Origin of the sequence: Streptomyces sp. ISL-36 (assembly GCF_018614205.1) — a bacterium.
GTDB lineage: Bacteria > Actinomycetota > Actinomycetes > Streptomycetales > Streptomycetaceae > Streptomyces.
In genome coordinates, this window is the sequence record NZ_JAGGOS010000108.1 from 1 (window position 1) to 17,494 (window position 17,494).

A 17,494-nucleotide genomic window follows, 5' to 3' on the forward strand; every position below is an offset into this window, starting at 1 on the left:
CCAACCTCACAGGGCAATACAACTAGGGCCGGAGCGCGGGTCGGTGTCGGTACATACTTCCGCTATGACGGGGAGACCGTCGAGGTGGTCGAGATGGCCGCCACCACGGCCGGCAACGAGGTCGTCCTCAAGGACCGCCACGGCAGGCTCCTGCGTCTGTCCTTGCGGGAACTGCTCTTCTCCGGCCGGGCCACCCTCATCCCCGAGGGGCCGGGATCGTCCTCGGACGACGCCGAGGAGATCGCCTCGGTGGTCCTGGGGCAGTTGGATGAGGAAGACAGACGGCAGATCCTGGAGCGGGCCGAGCACATTCGGGAACTCCTCACGGGATATCGGTCCGGCAGCACCGAACTTGCGCGTGAGGGCGAACCGCGAGCTCCGTACACGCCGACGCTGTCGCTGGACGCACGCTATGCGGCGAAAGCTGCTGAACTCGGAGTCACCGATCGCACCATTCGACGGTGGGTCGCCGACTATCGCCGGCACGGTGAGGCCGGCCTGGCCCAGCGGACAAGTCCCCAGGCACGGCCCTTCGGCAGGGCCGACGATCGATGGGTGGAGACCGCGCTGGAAGTCATGGTCGAGCACACCGGAGAGTCGAAGCCATCACGCAAGATGGTCATCGAGCGGACTCAGGCCCGGGTGATTGCGCGGTTCGGTCCTGACGTCGTACCGCAGCCCAGCCAAGCCACGGCCTACCGGGTGCTCACGGAGCTGGAGCGGCGACACCCGCTGTTCCGGCTGAGTACGAAGCGGAACCGGGAGATCGCCGCGCGGCCGGAGGGTCCGTACGGCAAGCTGCGGCCGACGCGTCCGGGCGAGTATCTGCTGATGGACTCCACCCGCCTGGACGTCTTCGCGTTCGACCCGATGACGCTGAAGTGGGTTCAGGCCGAGTTGAGTGTCGGGATGGACTGGTACTCCCGCTGCATCACGGGGATCCGGCTCACGCCGGTCTCGACGAAGGCGGTGGATGTCAGTGCGGTGCTGTTCCAGTCGTTTCGGCCGAGGCCGGCGGGGCGGGACTGGCCGCGGCACGCGGTCTGGCCCGAGCACGGCATCCCCCGCACCGTCCTGGTCGACGTCGAAGGCGCTACCGGACCGGGGCTGGCCTCGCCGCCTTTAGTCCCCGAGACGCTGGTCGTCGACCACGGCAAGGTCTACGTCTCGGAGCATCTGACAAGCGTCTGCCGACGGATGGGCATCTCCATCCAGCCGGCCCGTCTGCGGACGGGCCGCGACAAGGGGCCGGTCGAGCGCTACTTCCGGACCCTGAGGGAGGGGCTGCTGCAGGTGCTGCCCGGCTACAAGGGGCCCGACATCCACTCGCGGGGCGAGCGCCCGGAGGACGACGCGTTCTTCTTCCTCGACGAACTTGAGGCGATCATCCGGGAGTGGACCGCGACGGTCTATCACTGCAGGCCGCACTCGGTCCTGGTCGATCCGGGCCTGCCGGGGCTGCGGATGTCTCCGGCGAAGATGTTCGAGCACGGCATGGCGCGGGCGGGCTACATCGAAGCACCCCGTGACCGGGACCTGGCCTTCGAGTTCTTGCAGACGAAGTGGCGCACGGTCCAGCACTACGGGGTCGAGATCGGCCGCCGCCGCTACAGCGGCCCCGGACTGCCCGAGCCGGGCGTCCGCAGCCCCTACGACAGTCCGGTCAAGAACGGCTGGCCCTTCCAGGTGGACCCCGACGACATCACTCGGATCTACTTCCGCGATCCGGCTACTCGCGCCTGGCACACGCTGCTCTGGGAGCACGCGCCGTCGGCCGAGATGCCGCTGAGCGAGGACGCGCTGATGTTTGCCCGCCAACTGGCTGCCTCGAAGTATCGCTTTCCTGATGACCGGCTCGCCGTCGCTGATTTGTTGGAGCGGTGGAATCTTGGCCTCGGCACCACGATCGCCGAGCGGCGCATGGCCCTGCGGCTCTCGCGTGAGCAGGCCGCTATCGAGCTTCCGGTGAGTGAGGCGGAGACGGTCGTCTCGCTTCCCTCCGTACGCAAGGCCCTCGGTCAGGACGAACAGACCGCGGAACTGCGGGAGCCCGACGGGGTGGCGGAGGCGGGGGACGATGACGAGGCTGATCTGGAGGACCTCGCCGGGGAGAGCGACTTCTACGCCGATGCCCTGGAGGACGTGTGAACGGCGGCAGCGTTCTGCAGCCGGGCAGTCTTGCCTTGTCGCGGAAGGAGGACTTCAAGGCGTTCGCCGAGAGCCCTCGCCGCAGCCGGCCTGACCTGCTGACCCGAAAGCAGCTGAAGTCCCTGGCAACGCAGGCGCGGGCGGACTACGACCGTCAGCGCCGGCAGTGGCACGCGAACATCGGCCCGGTCAAGACGCCGCAACTGACAGAGCTCCACGAAGACCTATGGGACATCGTCGACAGCAACGAGCAGGACGGCGACAAGGCCAAGGGGGCGGTGGCCGTCGACGCGTTCCCGGGGTTGGGCAAGACGACCTCGGTGCTGGCCTTCGCCCGGGACTTCCACCAGCGGGAGATCGAGGAGTCGGGCGCGTTCACGAGCCAGGGGCACGAGCGGATCCCCGTCTGCCGGGTCGGGCTGACCGGGAACACCGGAATGAAGGATCTCAACCGGGCCATGCTGGAGTTCTTCGGCCACCCCGGACAGATGCGGGGCACCACCGCCCAGTTCGGACGGCGGGTGCTGGACTGCGTGCTGTCCTGTGATGTCCGCCTGGTGGTTCTGGACGATCTGCACTTTTTGAAATGGGGGCAGAAGAGCGGCATCGAGGTGAGCAACCACCTGAAGTGGATCGCCAACGAGTTCCCGGTGACGTTGCTGATGGTGGGGGTCGAGCTCGCGAAGAAGGGCCTGTTCGGCGAAGGCACGAACGGGCGCGACACCGCTCTGGCCCAGACCGGCCGCCGCACCACCCGCCTCGGACTTCGCCCGTTCACCATCGATACGGAAGCCGGCCGTCGGGAATGGCGGCAGATGCTGCTGGCCCTCGAACAGCGCGTCGTGCTCACCGACAAGCACCCCGGCATGCTCGCGGACGACCTGTCGGACTACCTCTTCGCCCGCAGCACCGGACACATCGGCTCGCTGATGACACTGATCAACCGCAGCTGCCAGCGGGCGGTCCGCACCGGCGCCGAACGTCTTGACCAGGAGCTCATGGACCGGGTGAAGAACGACGAGGCATCTGAGGCTGCCCGCCTCGAACTTCAGGCCGCGCTGGAGAAGAAACGGCTGACCAGCCGCCCGCGGCCCCGGATGCGACGACCCGCATGAGAACGCCGGCCCGCACCTTGCCGATCCGGCTGCCTCCACTGCCCGGCGAGGCCCTGGACTCATGGCTGGAGGCGATGGCCAGGCGGATGGACACCGCACTCGGTGATGTCCTGCTGCACTTCGGCTTCCCGGTTCGGCACCGGGCCGGAAACCAGTTCAGGGGCATCCCGGCAGACTGGACGATCGTCCTCGACGAGGAGCAGACCAATGCTGTCGCGCACGCCACCGGGACGTCCCCGGAGACAGTCACTGCCCTGACTCTGGCGCACTACGACGGACGGGCCCTCCACCTGAGTGCCGGGGGCCGGGCCGTGTCACGGCACGTCCTTTGGGGCCGCGGAGGGGGATCCCGGTTCTGTCCGGAGTGCCTTCTTGGCACTGGCGGGCGATGGCAATTGTCCTGGAGGCTCGGGTTCTCCTTCGCCTGCACCCGGCACCGCAGGCTGCTGGCGGACTGCTGTCCGCACTGCGGGAGGGTGCCGCGGCAGCGGCCCCGTTCCGGCCGGTCCGTCCCTCGGTCTGAACTCTGCGGCGATCCACCGACCCGTCTCACCCGCCCGTTCTCGGCTGGCTGCGGCACCGATCTGACCCGCGCTTCGACACTTCTTCTGCCTCCTGGCCATCCGGTTCTCACGGCGCAGGACCGAGTGATGGAGATCATCGACGGGTCACCGGCTGCCTTCGGCCCCTACCGGACCTGTCCCCAGCCGGCACCGGCGGTGCTGGCGGACATCCGGGCCTTGGGCATCCGCGTCCTGAGCGACCTGCCCGCAGCCGTCCTACGAGAACAGATCCCGGCTGACATCGCAGAAGCTCACCTCAGCACCGATGCGGTCTCCCCGCACACCGGACAGGCCATGGAACGTCCGGGGTTCATGGCCCCGCCCCGAGCCGCGGACACGGCCGTCGCGGTCACCATGGCCCTGAGCATCCTGGAGCAACCAGGAATCCACCCAGCCGGCGAGGCCCTGCGGAGCCTGCTGGAAGCAGTACGCGAAGAACTCACGCAGATCTCGGCGACCAGCATCGACAACTGGGGCAGGGGCATCAGCCCGGTGCTGCAGTCCGTGCACCTGGCGGCCCTCGCCCCTTCCCTCCGCCCCAGCGAATACGTCCGCTACCGCATCACGATCGAGACCCCCCGCCGGCCGACCCGGACCACTCGGGACATCGAGCAGCGAGCCAGGAAGATCCCCACGATGTTCTGGCCGCCCTGGACGATCCGCCTCGCACCACTTGAAGGAATCCATGCGCGGGCTCTGGCCCCCGTTCTCGCCGCCCTGCTGCTGATCCCCGACAGCCGCACATCCCTGGACCAAGCAGCCGGGCTGATCGGCGACGCCATCGACGGCACTGAGGTCTCACGCCTCCTCCAGGAACTCGACGACCTTCCGCAATGGCCGGACATTGCCACTGCCCTGGACCGGCTCGCGGACTACCTCGATGCCTACAGCACCCCCATCGACTACGGCCGGCGCCGACTCCTCGACTACACCAGCCTGCTTCCTCATGACCGCTGGCTGGAGATCTGCCGCCGCACCGGAACACCACCGGGAACCGGACGGCGCGAACGCATCGCACGCAGCCAGCTCTTCCAACGTCTCAGCGGCCTGCCCGCCGAGTCTTTCCCCGACGACCTGGGCGGGCTCGACAGCGCAGAGTTCCGGGCGACGTCCCTGCGGTTCACCGCGCTTCAGATCCCCGAACTCGTGCACGCCCTCCAGCAGGAAGCTCTCACCTTCCTGGCCTCACACCACATCCACGACGAGCCCGTGACCTGGCAGCCGCCCGCCACCCTGCTGGCAGGGCTCTCCCTGCCCGGCCCCGACCCGGCGCGCGTCGACCTACCCCGCCTGCACCAGCTCGTCCGCAAACGCCAGCACCCCGTTCAGCACGCCGCCCAGGTTCTGGGCACGACCGTCGAGGCCATCCGGCACGTCCTCGACGAACATCCAGCCCCCGCACCCCCGCTGACGAAGAGCACCGCCAGGGCCACCGGCCGCATCCGGCAACAGGCCCGGCAAGCCATTCCGACAGAGCGCTTCACCCGGCTCTACCTTGACGAGCACCGGTCCCTCCAGCAGATCGCCACCCTCACCGGCTTCTCCCGCAGAGTGCTGACCGACCTTGCCAGGGAGTACGGCATCCTGCTCCGCGAGGGCCCCAAGGACTACAAGCGCCGCGGCACCGTCGAACGGGCCTGGCTCATCGAGCAGTACGTCCATCGCCGCCGGACGCTGCCGGACCTCGCCCGAGAAGCTGGCATGAGCACCGCGAACATGGCCCGCTGGGCCAAGACCCACAACGTTCCGCTGCGACCACGCGGAGGATCCAGTCATAGCCAAGTACTTCGGGCAATCGACCAGGCCAGCCGAGCACCAAGCATCCTCCGGCCGGCACTCGGCGGCCAGGGGGCCAGCGAACGGTTGAGCCGATTCGCGGCTGCATCTGCCTACCCCAGCCTCGGTGCCGCAGCGAGCGGCCTCGGCCTCAACACGTTCACCCTCGTCGCACAGATCAACCGGATCGAACGAGAACTCGGTGGACCACTCCTGGTCCGGGCGGAACGCGGTAGGCCCATGACGCTCACTCCCCTGGGGAAGAAGGTGCTCAAGGCCATTCGAAAGATGCAGGACAACACGATGCCCTGAGACGCGGCATGATCATTCCGGGTCGGTAATGCGTCGAAACACCCCGTCGAACTCGCCGGATGCCACCAGCCCGGCAATCACGCGCACCATGCTGCCGACGCCGGGATTCCGCACGATCAGCCCGTCCGCGCAGAAGAAGCACTGCCCGGAGACCGCCTCTCCGCTCGCCTCCCAGCTCCGCATGAGCCGATCCACCTCGGCGAGAGTGAAGATCGTGGAACTCCAGCGCGACCCGTCGGCAAGATGAACCTCGGCATCGACGTTGCAGACCTCTTCGATCGCCTCGTCCGGTTCCACGAGGAAGAGCACCTGGAAGCTGGCGGCCCGAACCCGGTAGTAGGGAGCCTCCCAGTCGGCATCAGAAGCCCGACCCTCGGACGCCGGGCCCGCCTGTTGCGGCATCGACGCCGTCACTGAAGCTCCTCACCCGGCGGTATGAAGGCGTCGGCGCTGTCGGCGTCCTCCACATGCCCCTGAGCATCGACTGTGATGGCAGTCGCCCGGCCCTGCGAAGTGATCAACCAGGCCAGCACCTGCTCCGTGAGAGGTGATCCACCCGGCCCTTCATCCGTCCAGTGTGCCTGCCATCCCCCACCGGGTATCGCGGTGACCACCTGATCGGCCCGCTCCAAGTGGGAGAAGTCCACGTAGTCCGTGACCTGGCGCAGTGCCCCTCGCTGCGGGTCGACCACCAAGGCTGTCCCGGTTGTGGGATCCCATCCCTCCACGCGCACCATGCGACCGATCTCGGTCTCAGTGCCATTGAAGATGGCGGTCCATCCGGTCTGATTGAAGTATCGGAGTTGCATGGCGTCATGATCCCGGAGGTCCGGCGACCTGCTCGACCTCCGTGTCGTGGAAGCCGTGGTGATCAAGAAACCGGCAGGCTGGTGATACTGATGTCAAAGACCCGACGGACTGTGGAAGCGCACCCAGACATTCCTGTAGGGCTAACGGAGCTTGTGGCCAACCGGCGGGCAGCCGGGCCAGCGTTGCTGCCACAGATCCGTCAGAGGCACCCGCACATCTCCAGTCAGTGGAGCCGCGACTGGCTCCCCAAGCAGGGGAGGCCGCCGAGTAGGCGGGAGAGAGCGCGGTCAGTGGATTGCTGCTCTTCTATGCTGGTGCACACATTCACTCGTTGGGGGACTCCGTTGCCAGCGGGATACCGCACCGCCAGCAGTCGTTCGCGTGGTCGTCCTGGCAGACGTAGCCGATGGCACCATCCACGCACCATTCGGCGGCCTCCTCGGACAGCAGGTCGGGCCCGGCAAGGAGCAGCCGACGAAATTCCGTGGTGTCCGCAATGTCGGCCGGCCGGTTGGTGAACCACTCGTCGAACCAAGGCTTGTCCCGGTGTATGCGCCAGTGCGCATTCTCCCGGTCGTCGACAGCCGTAAGGAACCGATCGACGATGCGCCCCCAACTCGGTGCTCCGAACCAGCCGTTATCGGACGCACAGAAGGATTCGATCAGGGTTCGCAGGCCGAACTCCTTCTCGCGAAGGCAGAACCTTCGCCCCCATGAGATCGCGACCTGTGCCATCTCCGCGAGTTCTTCTCGCGGATCAACCTCGTGCGCCGGGTCGTCAGGGTTGTGGCAGGCCAGCCCGAGCTCGAGTACGGACTGCCCTGTCGGTAGAACCCGGGACGGGTTGACGATCGCGAGACCGAGACCGATCCAGTCGACATGGTCGAACGACAGCATCGAGCGCACGAGTCGGGTGGTTGCCGTGTTGATCCGCATCATTGTGCCGTCGTGGAGCGGACTCTTCCCGGCATGCCAGTTCTCGACGGGTGTGTTGCGCCACACGGCGAGCGTGATGCGGGTGGCAGCGAGCCACAGCAGGGCGTCGTCGTCGAGGTGCCCGAACCGCTTGGCACACTCCTGGGCGCCGTAGGTGATCAACTCTTCCGGTTTCGGCCACCTGTGGCTGTCGGGCCCTTCAGGCCCTTCAGGCGCGTACTCATAGTCGTCGGCGTACTCGTCGAGGACCGCACTCAACTCGGTTGCGCTGTAAGCCTCGCTGTACTCGGAGCTGTCCGGCTCCTCGACGGTGTACATGTCGTGGTCCCAGGAGACGTACACGTCGCCCCAGAGCACGACGTCGTCGCACTCGCTGGCGTTGTCCGTCACAACCGGCCTGATGGTGATCGGGGCAGTACGCCCGTCGGTTCGCTCGCCGTCCTTCTCGGCGGCCCATGCGGTGATGATCTCGAGTGGCTTCGGAAGGAGAGGGCCGACCTTGGTGATGCTGAAGGGTTCGTCGTCGTCATCGGTGTCGAACCGGCTGTTGACGAACGCGACCGCCTCGGAGGGCGTGCTGACGATGGACTGGGTACCGCTCGCGTTGTCAACCACTCGCCACAACGGGCTGTTCTTCACGGTGCTCTCCGATCGCGGTGAGTGCACCCGGGGTGGGTGCGATGCGCCGGGTCGCTCGGCACTGACACCAACTTATGGGCTGATTAACCCATCCGTAGTCCCGAAGGTGCTTGTCGGCGATGACGTTCGGTACGTTCGCGTGCAACCTGCTTTTCGCGACCGCGGCGACACAGCAGAGTCCAACAGCGGAGGAGGCGAAGATGGCGCTGAACAAGAAGGGTTCCCGGCGCATAACCGTTGACGGGATCGAGTACCGCTGGCGGATCCACAGGAAGCCCTCCTACATGCAGGGACTCTGCTGGACACCGATGACCTACGCGGTCGAAGCGGCCAGCGACAGCCAGCCGGGCGCGACCTTGATCGTGACCAGCGGCCAGGCCCATCCCAGCAACTGGGTGGGTGCCGAGGCAGTGCCCATCCGCCCAGCCCACGTTGCTGCCAGCATCCGAGAAGCACGGGACCGAGGCTGGGAACCAACCAAGGCCGGATCTCCCTTCCAGCTCGACCGATCCGCAGGGTTCATCGCCCAGCCATGAGGCAAAGCGAACAAAAGCAGTCCATATCGGTCGAACTGCCGCAGAGGCTCCAGGCCTGGTTCGCCGAGCATGAGGAACGCCTGTAATCCTGCGGAATCACGGGGGCGGTCCAGCAGTCGCCCGAGGACGGCCGAACCAAGAACAGCACCTGGATGACGCTTGAAAACGATGACTTCGTCGCCGTGCTCATCGTCTGGAGCAGCGGGGAAGCCGAGCTTGAGTACGGGGACATGGCAACAGGCTAGGTCCGACAACAGCACCGGGATCTCTGCACCTTCCAGTACCTCCTCGACGCCATCGAGACCATCCACGAATGGATCCGCATAAAGGGCGAGCCGTCCGTGGAAGGGCGACCTCCGGCGAGTTTGAGAAAGCCTGGGCCGAGTTCCTTGACAGATTGCAACCCGATCCCGCCGACCTCTCGGTGTTCCGAGGGCTTCTTGGCATCATCGCGACATGACCCCGACCCTTCCCCGCACCATCCGAGCCGTCGACACCGCTCAGCTGCTGGACCTGGCCCAGGAGGCCGCCATGCATGGCTTCAGCCAGCGGCTCCCGGTCGACTGGCTACGAGAGCACCTCGCCGCAGAAGCGACGCATTACCTGTTCCCGACACTCGTGCAGCGTCTCACGCACCGTCCCGAGGTGCCGCTGCAGTGGAGGTGCCAGCAACTGCTGACCGTCAGCACCGGCGAGCAGATCTGGGGTCTCCTCGACGTCCTTCCCGACACCTTCGACAAGATCCCGGAGACCTTGGATACGGCGTCCAAGAAGGACATCGTCAACCGCATCGAGCAAGCAGAGAAGGTGCGGGAGTGGATGGAACGGACGGCCGCCGATGCAGGTTCATGAGGTCCGGCGCAGCCGGCTGGGCAGTCTGAGGAAATGACATCGATCTGAGACAGCCGCTTGCCGACACGTCGTGAGACTGGAGGGGAACGTCCAGTTCACAGCGTCGGCGCCTGACACCGAGAGTGAGAATCTACAGGAGACGCGGGAACGGCATGCCGGCAGCGACGTAGGCTCGGCTCATGCCGACCGATGACAGACCGCAGACCACCGTCAAGCACTGGCAGGAGTGCTCGGATGTCTACGACTTCCTCGACCAGATCCGCCTGCGGCCCGGCATGTGGATCCCCGGCGGATCCCTCCGCCACCTGGAGTCCATGCTCATCGGCTACCGCGCAGCCCTCGGCGTGCACAACATCGACGAACACTTCGCCTTCTGGACCGAAGACGACTTCACCCGATGGATCCGCGAGCACTACGGAATATCCAGCTCCCTCAGCTGGGCTGCCGCGATCGAACGCATGACGCCGGACGGTTCCACGGCCGTGGACGAGTTCTTTCGGTTGCTGGACGACTATCGGCGCGACGCCAGGCAGGAGCGGGCGCCGCATGCCGGCACACCCAGCCATCCCGGCCTCGAGTTCATGGCCAACACCTTCGTCACCCTCTTCTGGCGTCGACGGCTTCTCACCGAGGCGACGTTGCGACTTCAAGAGTGTGGCTTCCGGATCGTCCACCTGGCAGCCGGCGACTGGTCCACGGAGGAGGACCTGCACCGTGCCATCGCGGACGCGTTGCACTTTCCCGACTACTACGGCCACAACCTCGACGCACTCAACGACTGTCTCGGCGACGTCGCCCGCCATGGCCCCTACGACGACTCACCCGAAGGCATGGGACTGGTCCTGTCCTTCACCGACTACGACCACTTCGCCACGGCGTGTCCCAGGGCCGCCCAAGACGTCCTGGACATCATCGCTGACCGGGCGCGCCGTGCCGCTGTGCTCCAGCGCCGACTGATCTGCCTGGTGCACAGCAACGACCCCAACATCCAGTTCGAGCCCGTCGGCGCCATGCCTGTCATGTGGAACCGCGGCGAATGGCTGGATGCCAAACGTCGGTGAGACGGCTGACAGGCGACGCCGAAACCTACTGGAGGGACCGCGCGACGCGGAATCCCACGTCGTCGACACGGAACGTCGGGTGGCTCCGGCGCCGTGCGGAAGCCCGGCAGCTCCAGTGCTCGTCGAACCATCCTCCACCTCGCAACACCCGGTAACTGCCGTACACCTCGGCGTCGTAGACGTCCCAGCACCAGTCCCAGACGTTTCCGAGCAGGTCGTGGAAGCCCCACGGATTGGGCCGCTTGCCGCCCACCTCGCGCAGGCGCTCCTCCGAGTTGCCGCGGTACCAGGCGATGTCGTCGAGGGGTCCATAGCGCGGTCCGGTCGTGCCGGCGCGGCACGCGTGCTCCCACTCCGCCTCGGTCGGGAGCCGGTACCCGTCGGCGGAGGTGTCCCACGCGACGCCGTCGCCGGACCCCTCCTCGTCGCTGTCCCCGTCGCCGGACTCGCCATGGAGGCGGTAGGCGGGGGTGAGCCCCTCGCGCAGCGACAGGGCGTTGCAGAACCGGACCGCGTCCCACCAGGAGACGCCTTCTACAGGCATACGGTCCCCTCGGGCGGTGCTGGGGCGGCTTCCGGTGATCTCCGCGTAGAGCGCCTGGGTGACGGGGAACGCCGCGAGCCGGTAGGGCGCGAGCTCGACGGGCCAACTGCGCTGCGTCCGGCGGTCCGACAGCGTGATCAGCCCCGCAGGGACGTCGATCATCGTGGTCTCTGTGCTCGCGGCCATGGACAGATGATCACATGGCGTCCTCGCCGCGAGGCGATGTCCGGGAGGTGCGCCCCGCGCGAAATATGGTCGACTCAGGCAGCGCGGCAGCGTTGTATCGGCGTATGACCTCTTCCTTCGAAGCCTTGCTTCCCAGTACCGAGCGGGCGCTGTCGCACCGCGTCGCCGTCGCCCAGTCCGAGGGGCGATCGCCTTCCTTCGTCGGGGCGGTGGCCCGTGACGGGAAGCGGGTGTGGAGCGGATCGCGCAGCTGTGTCGACGGCCACGACCCGGATGCCGCCACGCAGTACCGGATCGGATCACTCACCAAGGTGTTCACCGCCGTTCTGGTGATGCGGCTCAGGGACGAGGGTCTCCTGGACCTGAACGACCCATTGGAGAAGCACCTTTCGGGCACGAGCGCCGGTGAGGTGACCATCGCTCAGCTCCTCGGGCACAGTGCCGGCCTTGCGGCCGAGGCACCCGCGCCGTGGTGGGAGCGGACGCCCGGGACCGTAAGGCCGGAGTTGTCCGATGTGCTCGGTGACGAGCCGCTCGTCCACCCGGTGGGGCGCCGGCATCACTACTCCAACCCCGGCTACACGCTGCTCGGTTCACTGATCGAGGCGCTGCGCGGGGTGTCCTGGGAGGAAGCGCTGCGCGGCGAGATTCTGGAGCCGCTGGGGTTGACCCGTACGAGCACGCAACCGGCCGCCCCGCATGCCGGTGGTTGGGCCGTGCACCCCTGGGCCGACGTGATGCTGCCCGAACCGGCCGAGGATCTGGGGCTGATGGCACCGGCCGGGCAGCTCTGGTCGACGGCCGACGATCTCTGCCGCTTCGCCGGTTTCCTCGCCCAGGGGGACGATCGGGTCCTGAGCGCGGCGTCCGTCGAGGAGATGCGCACGCCGGCGGCGCCGCCGGGGGCGGGGGACTGGGAGGGCGGTTACGGCCTCGGCCTGCAACTGGTGCACAAGGACGGCCGGACCCTGATCGGCCATACCGGCTCGCTGCCGGGCTTTGTCGCCTGCCTGTGGGTGAGCGTGGCGGACGGGGTGGCGGCGGTCGCCCTCGCCAACGCGACCTCCGGACCGTTGACCGCGGTCGTGGCGGCGGACCTCGTACGGATCGTGGCTGACGCCGAGCCGCGGTTCCCCGAGCCGTGGCGACCGCTGCCGGAGGCCGAGGTCGACCAGGAGCTCCTTGAGCTGACCGGGCCCTGGTACTGGGGAACGTACGCCTTCGGGCTGCGCCTCGGACCGGAGCGGAGCGTAGCCCTGGAGCCCCTGAGGGGCGTCGGTCGGCGGGCGGACTTCCGGCCGCTGCCCGGTGGGGGCTGGATCGGTCTGAACGGTTACTACGCGGGGGAGACGCTGCGGGTGGTGCGCCGCCCGGACGGCTCGGTGAGCCACCTCGACCTGGCGTCGTTCGTCTTCACCCGCGAGCCGTACGAACGGGGGGACGCCGTGCCCGGTGGTGTGGACGAGGCGGGCTGGCGGGGCCTCTGAGCGCCTGTTTCACGTGAAACAGGGTGTCGGAGGCGGTGCCCTCGACACCCTGTCGTGAGCGGGCGCTTCAGAGGCTCATCTTGAATCCCAGATGGGACGCCTCGAAGCCGAGCCGCTCGTAGAAGCGGTGGGCATCCGTGCGGGTCGCATCGGAGGTGAGCTGCACCAGGTGGCAGTGTCGGCGGCGGGATTCCTCGATGGCCCACTCGATGAGTCGGGTACCGAGGCCGCTGCCTCGTTCCTCCGCGTGGATGCGGACGCCTTCGATGATCGACCGGGTGGATCCGCGACGGGAGAGCCCGGGAATGATCGTGAGCTGAAGGGTGCCCACGACTTTGTCCCCACGGACGGCCACGACCAGGTGCTGGTTCGGGTCGTGGGCAAGCCGCTCGAAGGCCGCGGTGTACGGGGCGAGGTCGTCGGGCGACTCACGCTGGGCGCCGAGAGGGTCGTCGGCGAGCATCGCGACGATGGCCGGCAGATCGCCCGCGGCGGCGGGCCGTATCTCAAGATCGCTCATGCGGCGCAGCGTACGCCTCCGGCCGGGGGCGTCAGGCGGAGACGTCCAGGCCCTCGACGACGCGGACGAGGGGCGCGAGCTCCGGATTCTTGGCGGCCTCGTCGAGTGCCTCGCGCAGTGCGCCGTCGTTGGTGGGCCGTGCTTCTTCGAGCAGCTTCAGGCCGGCTTCCGTGACGTCGGTGTAGATACCGCGCCGGTCGGTGGCGCAGAGGTACCGAGTCAGTAGACCGCGGTCCTCCAGGCGGGTCACCAGCCGGGTGGTTGCGCTCTGGCTGAGCACGACGGCGTCCGCGACCTGCTTCATCTGGAGGTGGCCGCCGGGGCCGCTGTGCTGGCGGCTGAGTACATCGAGGAGGGAGTACTCGCGCACGCTCAGGCCGTGATTGGCCTCCAGGGCGCGCTCGATGTGGGACTCGATCCTGCCGTGAAGCAACGAGAGGGCACACCAGCCCTGGGAGAGGGCGGTGAGGGCGGGCGCGGTCGCGGTCATGATCTCTCCTCGGTCCCGAGCGGCTCCTCCCAGGGTAGACGATGTACGCAATAGCCCGCGCGTGCAATCAAATGCTCAGCCTGCCGCCACCGTGAGCGGGGCGAAGCGTCGGCTCCAGTCACCCGGCAGGCCGGGCAGGGAGCGGGTCATGACCGCGTTGAAGGCGATCGGGGCGAGGCCGTTCGTCTTGAGCCAGCTCAGCAGCGATTCGTGGCGCACATCGATGTCCGTGCGGAGGGGGCGATCCGTGGCGGTGGCCAGCGAGGCGACGAGGGCCTGCGCCGTCCCCGCGTCGCGGGCGATCAGGGGGCCGATGACGTGGGTGTCCATGTTCGGCCACGCGGCCGCGTAGCCGGTGATCTCGCCGTTCTCCTCAGCGACCCGGAGCTGATCCGCGAAGGCCGGGAGGCGGGCGATGACATGGGTGCGGTCCAGGCCGAAGATCTCGGTGTCCAGGCGCAGGATCGGCTGGAGATCCTCGGCGATGGCGGGGCGGGTCGGGATCTGCGGGGCCGGCTCTCTGAGCGTGAAGTGGCCCCGGACCATCTCCGCGCGGCCCGTCTCGACGAAACCCAGCTGCTCGTACAGCGGCTGCCCGTTCGGAGTGGCGTGCAGGGTGAGCGGAGTGTCCCCCGCCTGGGAGATCACATGGCGCATCAGCCGGCGTCCGATGCCCTGGCGGGCATGCCGCTCGGCGACCAGCACCATGCCGATCGCGGCCAGTCCCGGCCCGTACGAGGTGACCACACATGCGGCGATGAGCCCCTTGCCCGCCGGGTCGTCGATGCCGTACCCCGTGCCCGCGGCGAGCAAGAGGCCCCACTTGTGCTCCTCACGCGGCCAGCCGCGGTCCTCGGAGAGATCGGCGCACCCGATGAGGTCGCCCGAGGTGAGGGATCGGATGGGGAGGTGGTCGAGCGGGGCGGTCGAGGTCGGCATGGAGCTCAGGCTGTCCGACGCAGTGATCGTCCGTCCACCGCTTTGGCGGAACTGGCCGATACCCGCAGGCGGCGGCCCCTGCGAGTCGGTCCCCAGGGCTTCAGGACCGAGATGGCCGTCATGAAGAGATAGGCCGTCGTGGAGACGGTCGGTGCCGCGACGAGGCTGAAGTCCGGCACCCCTGCCGCCGCTGCCCGCGCGATCTCCGGGCGTAGCGCGAAGACGGTTGCCGCTGCCGTGGCGAGCGTGAGCCAGAACTTGATCCAGACCCACCGGTGCCGGGCGAGTCCCCAGGGTGTCCCCAGGGAGAGCACGAGACCACTGACCAAGGTCACGAGGGCGACCGGGGCCAGCAGCCAGTCCGCGAACACCTTCATGGCACGGTAGGAGGCTTCGGTGAGCGAGGGATCGCCCGTCGTCCAGGCCGTGACGCCGAGCGCCAGCAGTCCCACGCTGAGCCCGAGCCACGCCACGGAGACGGCGACATGAACCACGAGGAGAGCCCGCCGAGCGGGGCGCTTGAGATGTTTCACGTGAAACACCGTGCCGCCCGACCCCGGTGGTGCGCGTCTGACGCCGGGAGTAACCGCACGTACTAGCCTCGGCGTATATGACGCGTCCGACAGACAGGCCCAGGCTCCATCTCTTCGATCTGGACGGCACCCTGATCCGAGGGTCGGCCGCCGCCGTGGAGATCTCCCGGCAGCTCGGCGTCAGCGAGGAGATCGCCGCGCTGGAGCAGGGGTTTCTGCTCCACGGGATGACGCCGGACGAGTTCGCCGTCCAGGCCCGGGAGCTCTGGTCGGCTCTGACGCCTGAGCATGTGACGGCCGCCTTCGACGGGGCTCCCTGGCTCGCCGGGATCCGTGAGGTCTGGGCGGACATCCGCGCGCGAGGAGGCCGCTGCGCCGTCATCTCGCTCTCCCCGGACTTCTTCGTCGAGCGCCTTCTCGACTGGGGCGCGGACGCCGCCCATGGCTCGCGTTGGCCCGCCGTGCCCTTCACTCAGCCGATCCACCGGCCGGGCATCCTCGACGCGGCGGCGAAGGTTCGGATCGCACGCCGCCTCTGCGCGGAGTACGAGGTGGGCTTCGACGACTGCGTGGCCTACGGGGACTCGATGTCCGACGCGGCGCTCTTCGCGGTCGTACCGACGACCGTGGCCGTGAACGCCGATCACCATCTGGCCGATCTCGCGCGCCGGCAGTACGTGGGAGGCGATCTGCGCGAGGCCTATGAGCTGGTGCGAAACGACGTACTGTAGCCGCACCCGGGGGAGGGATTGCCCAGAATTCCGCTTTCTGTCCGTGATGCGGGTGGGGCTGCCAGGCTGGGGCGACGGCAGACGGCTCCTCGATGCGAGGCACAAGATGGATGCTCCGACCACTGCGACGGCCGCCGAGGAGTCGGACGGGGAGGAACGGCCCCGAATACCCTCGGCACCTTCCCCCGACGCGATCCTCGTCCGCCGCACGCTTGCCGAGATCGCACCCGTCGCCGACAAGGTGACCTCGTACTTCTACGCCCTGCTCTTCGTGCACCATCCAGAGCTGCGCCCGATGTTCCCCCCGGCCATGGACACCCAGCGGGACCGCCTTCTCAAAGCGCTGCTGACGGCAGCCGAACACATGGACGACGTGTCGGTGCTCACCGAGTACCTCCAGCACCTGGGCCGCGGACATCGGAAGTACGGCACACAGCCGACGCACTACCCGGCCGTCGGAGAGGCGCTGATCGGGGCGTTGACCCGGTACGCCACCCGGACGTGGGACGGGGAGGCCGAGGCCGCCTGGGTGCGGACGTACACCACGATCTCGCAGATCATGATCGACGCGGCGGCCGAGAACGAGCGGGATGCCCCCGCCTGGTGGCACGCCGAGGTCGTCTCGCACGATCTGCGGACACCGGACATCGCGGTGATCACGCTCCGCCCCGACCAGCCGTACCCCTTCCTCGCCGGCCAGTACACGACGCTGGAGACGCCCTGGTGGCCCCGCGTGTGGCGGCACTACTCCTTCGCCTCCGCGCCGCGGCCCGACGGACTGCTCTCCCTCCACATCAAGGCCGTCCCGGCCGGATGGGTCTCCAACGCCCTGGTGCATCACGCCCGTCCCGGTGACGTCCTGCGGCTCGGACCGCCCGCGGGCTCCATGACCGTCGACCACTCCACCGAGAGCGGTCTGCTCTGTCTGGGCGGCGGCACCGGGATCGCTCCGATCAAGGCGCTGGTCGAAGACGTCGCCGAACACGGGGACCGGCGCCCCGTCGAGGTGTTCTACGGGGCGAGGAGCGGCGATGACCTGTACGACATAGACACGATGAGGCGGCTCGAGCAGACCTTCCCCTGGCTCACGGTGCGGCCCGTCACCGAGGACCAGGCGCAGCTGCCGGACGCCGTGCGCCAGTATGGCCCCTGGAACGGGTACGAGGCCTATCTGTCGGGTCCGCCCGGCATGGTCCGGCGGGGGATCGACACCCTGACGGGGATCGGGATCCCGGCCGAGCGGATCCGCCATGACTCCCTTGAGGACTTGGTGGCCGTGGGCGGAAGCTAGCGGAGGCTAGCGGAGGGGGCCGAGT

At 68.0% G+C, this 17,494-nt stretch carries 17 protein-coding genes and 1 pseudogene; 10 read left to right on the forward strand and 8 right to left on the reverse strand.

Features of this window, described 5'->3' with window-relative positions; all coding sequences use genetic code 11:
• Positions 1–93 precede the first annotated feature (93 nt).
• From J7E93_RS26125 to J7E93_RS26135, 4 genes and pseudogenes are all read left to right on the forward strand, one after another.
• Positions 94–2,148 carry a helix-turn-helix domain-containing protein gene (locus tag J7E93_RS26125; RefSeq protein WP_215072400.1) on the forward strand — a complete coding sequence of 685 codons (2,055 nt, stop codon included), beginning with the start codon at positions 94–96 and terminating at the stop codon, positions 2,146–2,148.
• On the forward strand, positions 2,145–3,263 hold the full coding sequence (locus tag J7E93_RS26130) for an AAA family ATPase (protein WP_215072401.1): 1,119 nt from the start codon (positions 2,145–2,147) through the stop codon (positions 3,261–3,263). Before J7E93_RS26125 ends, J7E93_RS26130 begins: the two co-directional genes overlap by 4 nt.
• A gap of 74 nt (positions 3,264–3,337) precedes the next feature.
• Positions 3,338–3,652: pseudogene (locus J7E93_RS37405) on the forward strand (TniQ family protein); the annotation flags it as partial.
• Positions 3,653–3,913: 261 nt separating this feature from the next.
• A complete protein-coding gene (locus J7E93_RS26135; RefSeq protein WP_251067114.1) occupies positions 3,914–5,914 on the forward strand; it encodes a LysR family transcriptional regulator in 2,001 nt (666 codons plus the stop codon).
• Positions 5,915–5,926: 12 nt separating this feature from the next.
• Here J7E93_RS26135 and J7E93_RS26140 read toward each other — a convergent pair whose 3' ends face one another.
• The 3 genes from J7E93_RS26140 to J7E93_RS26150 form a co-directional block, all read right to left on the reverse strand.
• A complete protein-coding gene (locus tag J7E93_RS26140; protein WP_308368791.1) occupies positions 5,927–6,328 on the reverse strand; it encodes a hypothetical protein in 402 nt (133 codons plus the stop codon).
• On the reverse strand, positions 6,325–6,723 hold the full coding sequence (locus J7E93_RS26145; RefSeq protein WP_215072403.1) for a hypothetical protein: 399 nt from the start codon (positions 6,721–6,723) through the stop codon (positions 6,325–6,327). The genes J7E93_RS26140 and J7E93_RS26145 overlap by 4 nt, the downstream gene beginning before the upstream one ends.
• Before the next feature lie 325 nt (positions 6,724–7,048).
• On the reverse strand, positions 7,049–8,299 hold the full coding sequence (locus J7E93_RS26150) for a hypothetical protein (protein ID WP_308368792.1): 1,251 nt from the start codon (positions 8,297–8,299) through the stop codon (positions 7,049–7,051).
• 119 nt (positions 8,300–8,418) lie between these two features.
• Here J7E93_RS26150 and J7E93_RS26155 point away from each other — a divergent pair, with 119 nt between their 5' ends.
• The 3 genes from J7E93_RS26155 (at position 8,419) to J7E93_RS26165 (ending at position 10,748) form a co-directional block, all read left to right on the forward strand.
• Positions 8,419–8,835: a hypothetical protein gene (locus tag J7E93_RS26155; protein ID WP_374105435.1), complete on the forward strand. Its 417-nt coding sequence runs from the start codon at positions 8,419–8,421 to the stop codon at positions 8,833–8,835.
• A 456-nt stretch (positions 8,836–9,291) separates the two neighbouring features.
• Positions 9,292–9,687, forward strand: coding sequence for a hypothetical protein (locus J7E93_RS26160; protein WP_215072404.1), 396 nt, complete (start codon positions 9,292–9,294; stop codon positions 9,685–9,687).
• Positions 9,688–9,866: 179 nt separating this feature from the next.
• Positions 9,867–10,748 carry a barstar family protein gene (locus tag J7E93_RS26165; protein ID WP_215072405.1) on the forward strand — a complete coding sequence of 294 codons (882 nt, stop codon included), beginning with the start codon at positions 9,867–9,869 and terminating at the stop codon, positions 10,746–10,748.
• 25 nt (positions 10,749–10,773) lie between these two features.
• On the opposite strand, the gene J7E93_RS26170 is transcribed toward J7E93_RS26165, so the two are convergent.
• Positions 10,774–11,478 (reverse strand): SUMF1/EgtB/PvdO family nonheme iron enzyme, encoded by a 705-nt coding sequence (locus J7E93_RS26170; RefSeq protein ID WP_251067110.1) that lies wholly within the window; start codon positions 11,476–11,478, stop codon positions 10,774–10,776.
• A gap of 104 nt (positions 11,479–11,582) precedes the next feature.
• On the opposite strand from J7E93_RS26170, the gene J7E93_RS26175 reads away from it, so the two are divergent.
• Positions 11,583–12,965, forward strand: a complete 1,383-nt coding sequence (locus J7E93_RS26175) for a serine hydrolase (protein ID WP_215072406.1) — start codon at positions 11,583–11,585, stop codon at positions 12,963–12,965.
• A gap of 67 nt (positions 12,966–13,032) precedes the next feature.
• On the opposite strand, the gene J7E93_RS26180 is transcribed toward J7E93_RS26175, so the two are convergent.
• The 4 genes from J7E93_RS26180 to J7E93_RS26195 form a co-directional block, all read right to left on the reverse strand.
• Complete coding sequence (locus J7E93_RS26180; protein WP_215072407.1) at positions 13,033–13,485, reverse strand: GNAT family N-acetyltransferase; 453 nt, start codon at positions 13,483–13,485, stop codon at positions 13,033–13,035.
• 31 nt (positions 13,486–13,516) lie between these two features.
• Positions 13,517–13,975 carry a MarR family winged helix-turn-helix transcriptional regulator gene (locus tag J7E93_RS26185; RefSeq protein ID WP_215072408.1) on the reverse strand — a complete coding sequence of 153 codons (459 nt, stop codon included), beginning with the start codon at positions 13,973–13,975 and terminating at the stop codon, positions 13,517–13,519.
• A 75-nt stretch (positions 13,976–14,050) separates the two neighbouring features.
• A complete protein-coding gene (locus J7E93_RS26190; RefSeq protein ID WP_215072409.1) occupies positions 14,051–14,914 on the reverse strand; it encodes a GNAT family N-acetyltransferase in 864 nt (287 codons plus the stop codon).
• A 5-nt stretch (positions 14,915–14,919) separates the two neighbouring features.
• A complete protein-coding gene (locus J7E93_RS26195; protein ID WP_215072410.1) occupies positions 14,920–15,447 on the reverse strand; it encodes a DUF2269 domain-containing protein in 528 nt (175 codons plus the stop codon).
• A 77-nt stretch (positions 15,448–15,524) separates the two neighbouring features.
• Here J7E93_RS26195 and J7E93_RS26200 point away from each other — a divergent pair, with 77 nt between their 5' ends.
• Both J7E93_RS26200 and J7E93_RS26205 read left to right on the forward strand, forming a co-directional pair.
• Positions 15,525–16,178 carry an HAD family phosphatase gene (locus J7E93_RS26200; protein WP_215072411.1) on the forward strand — a complete coding sequence of 218 codons (654 nt, stop codon included), beginning with the start codon at positions 15,525–15,527 and terminating at the stop codon, positions 16,176–16,178.
• A gap of 106 nt (positions 16,179–16,284) precedes the next feature.
• Complete coding sequence (locus J7E93_RS26205; protein ID WP_215072412.1) at positions 16,285–17,469, forward strand: globin domain-containing protein; 1,185 nt, start codon at positions 16,285–16,287, stop codon at positions 17,467–17,469.
• Positions 17,470–17,494: the final 25 nt, after the last annotated feature.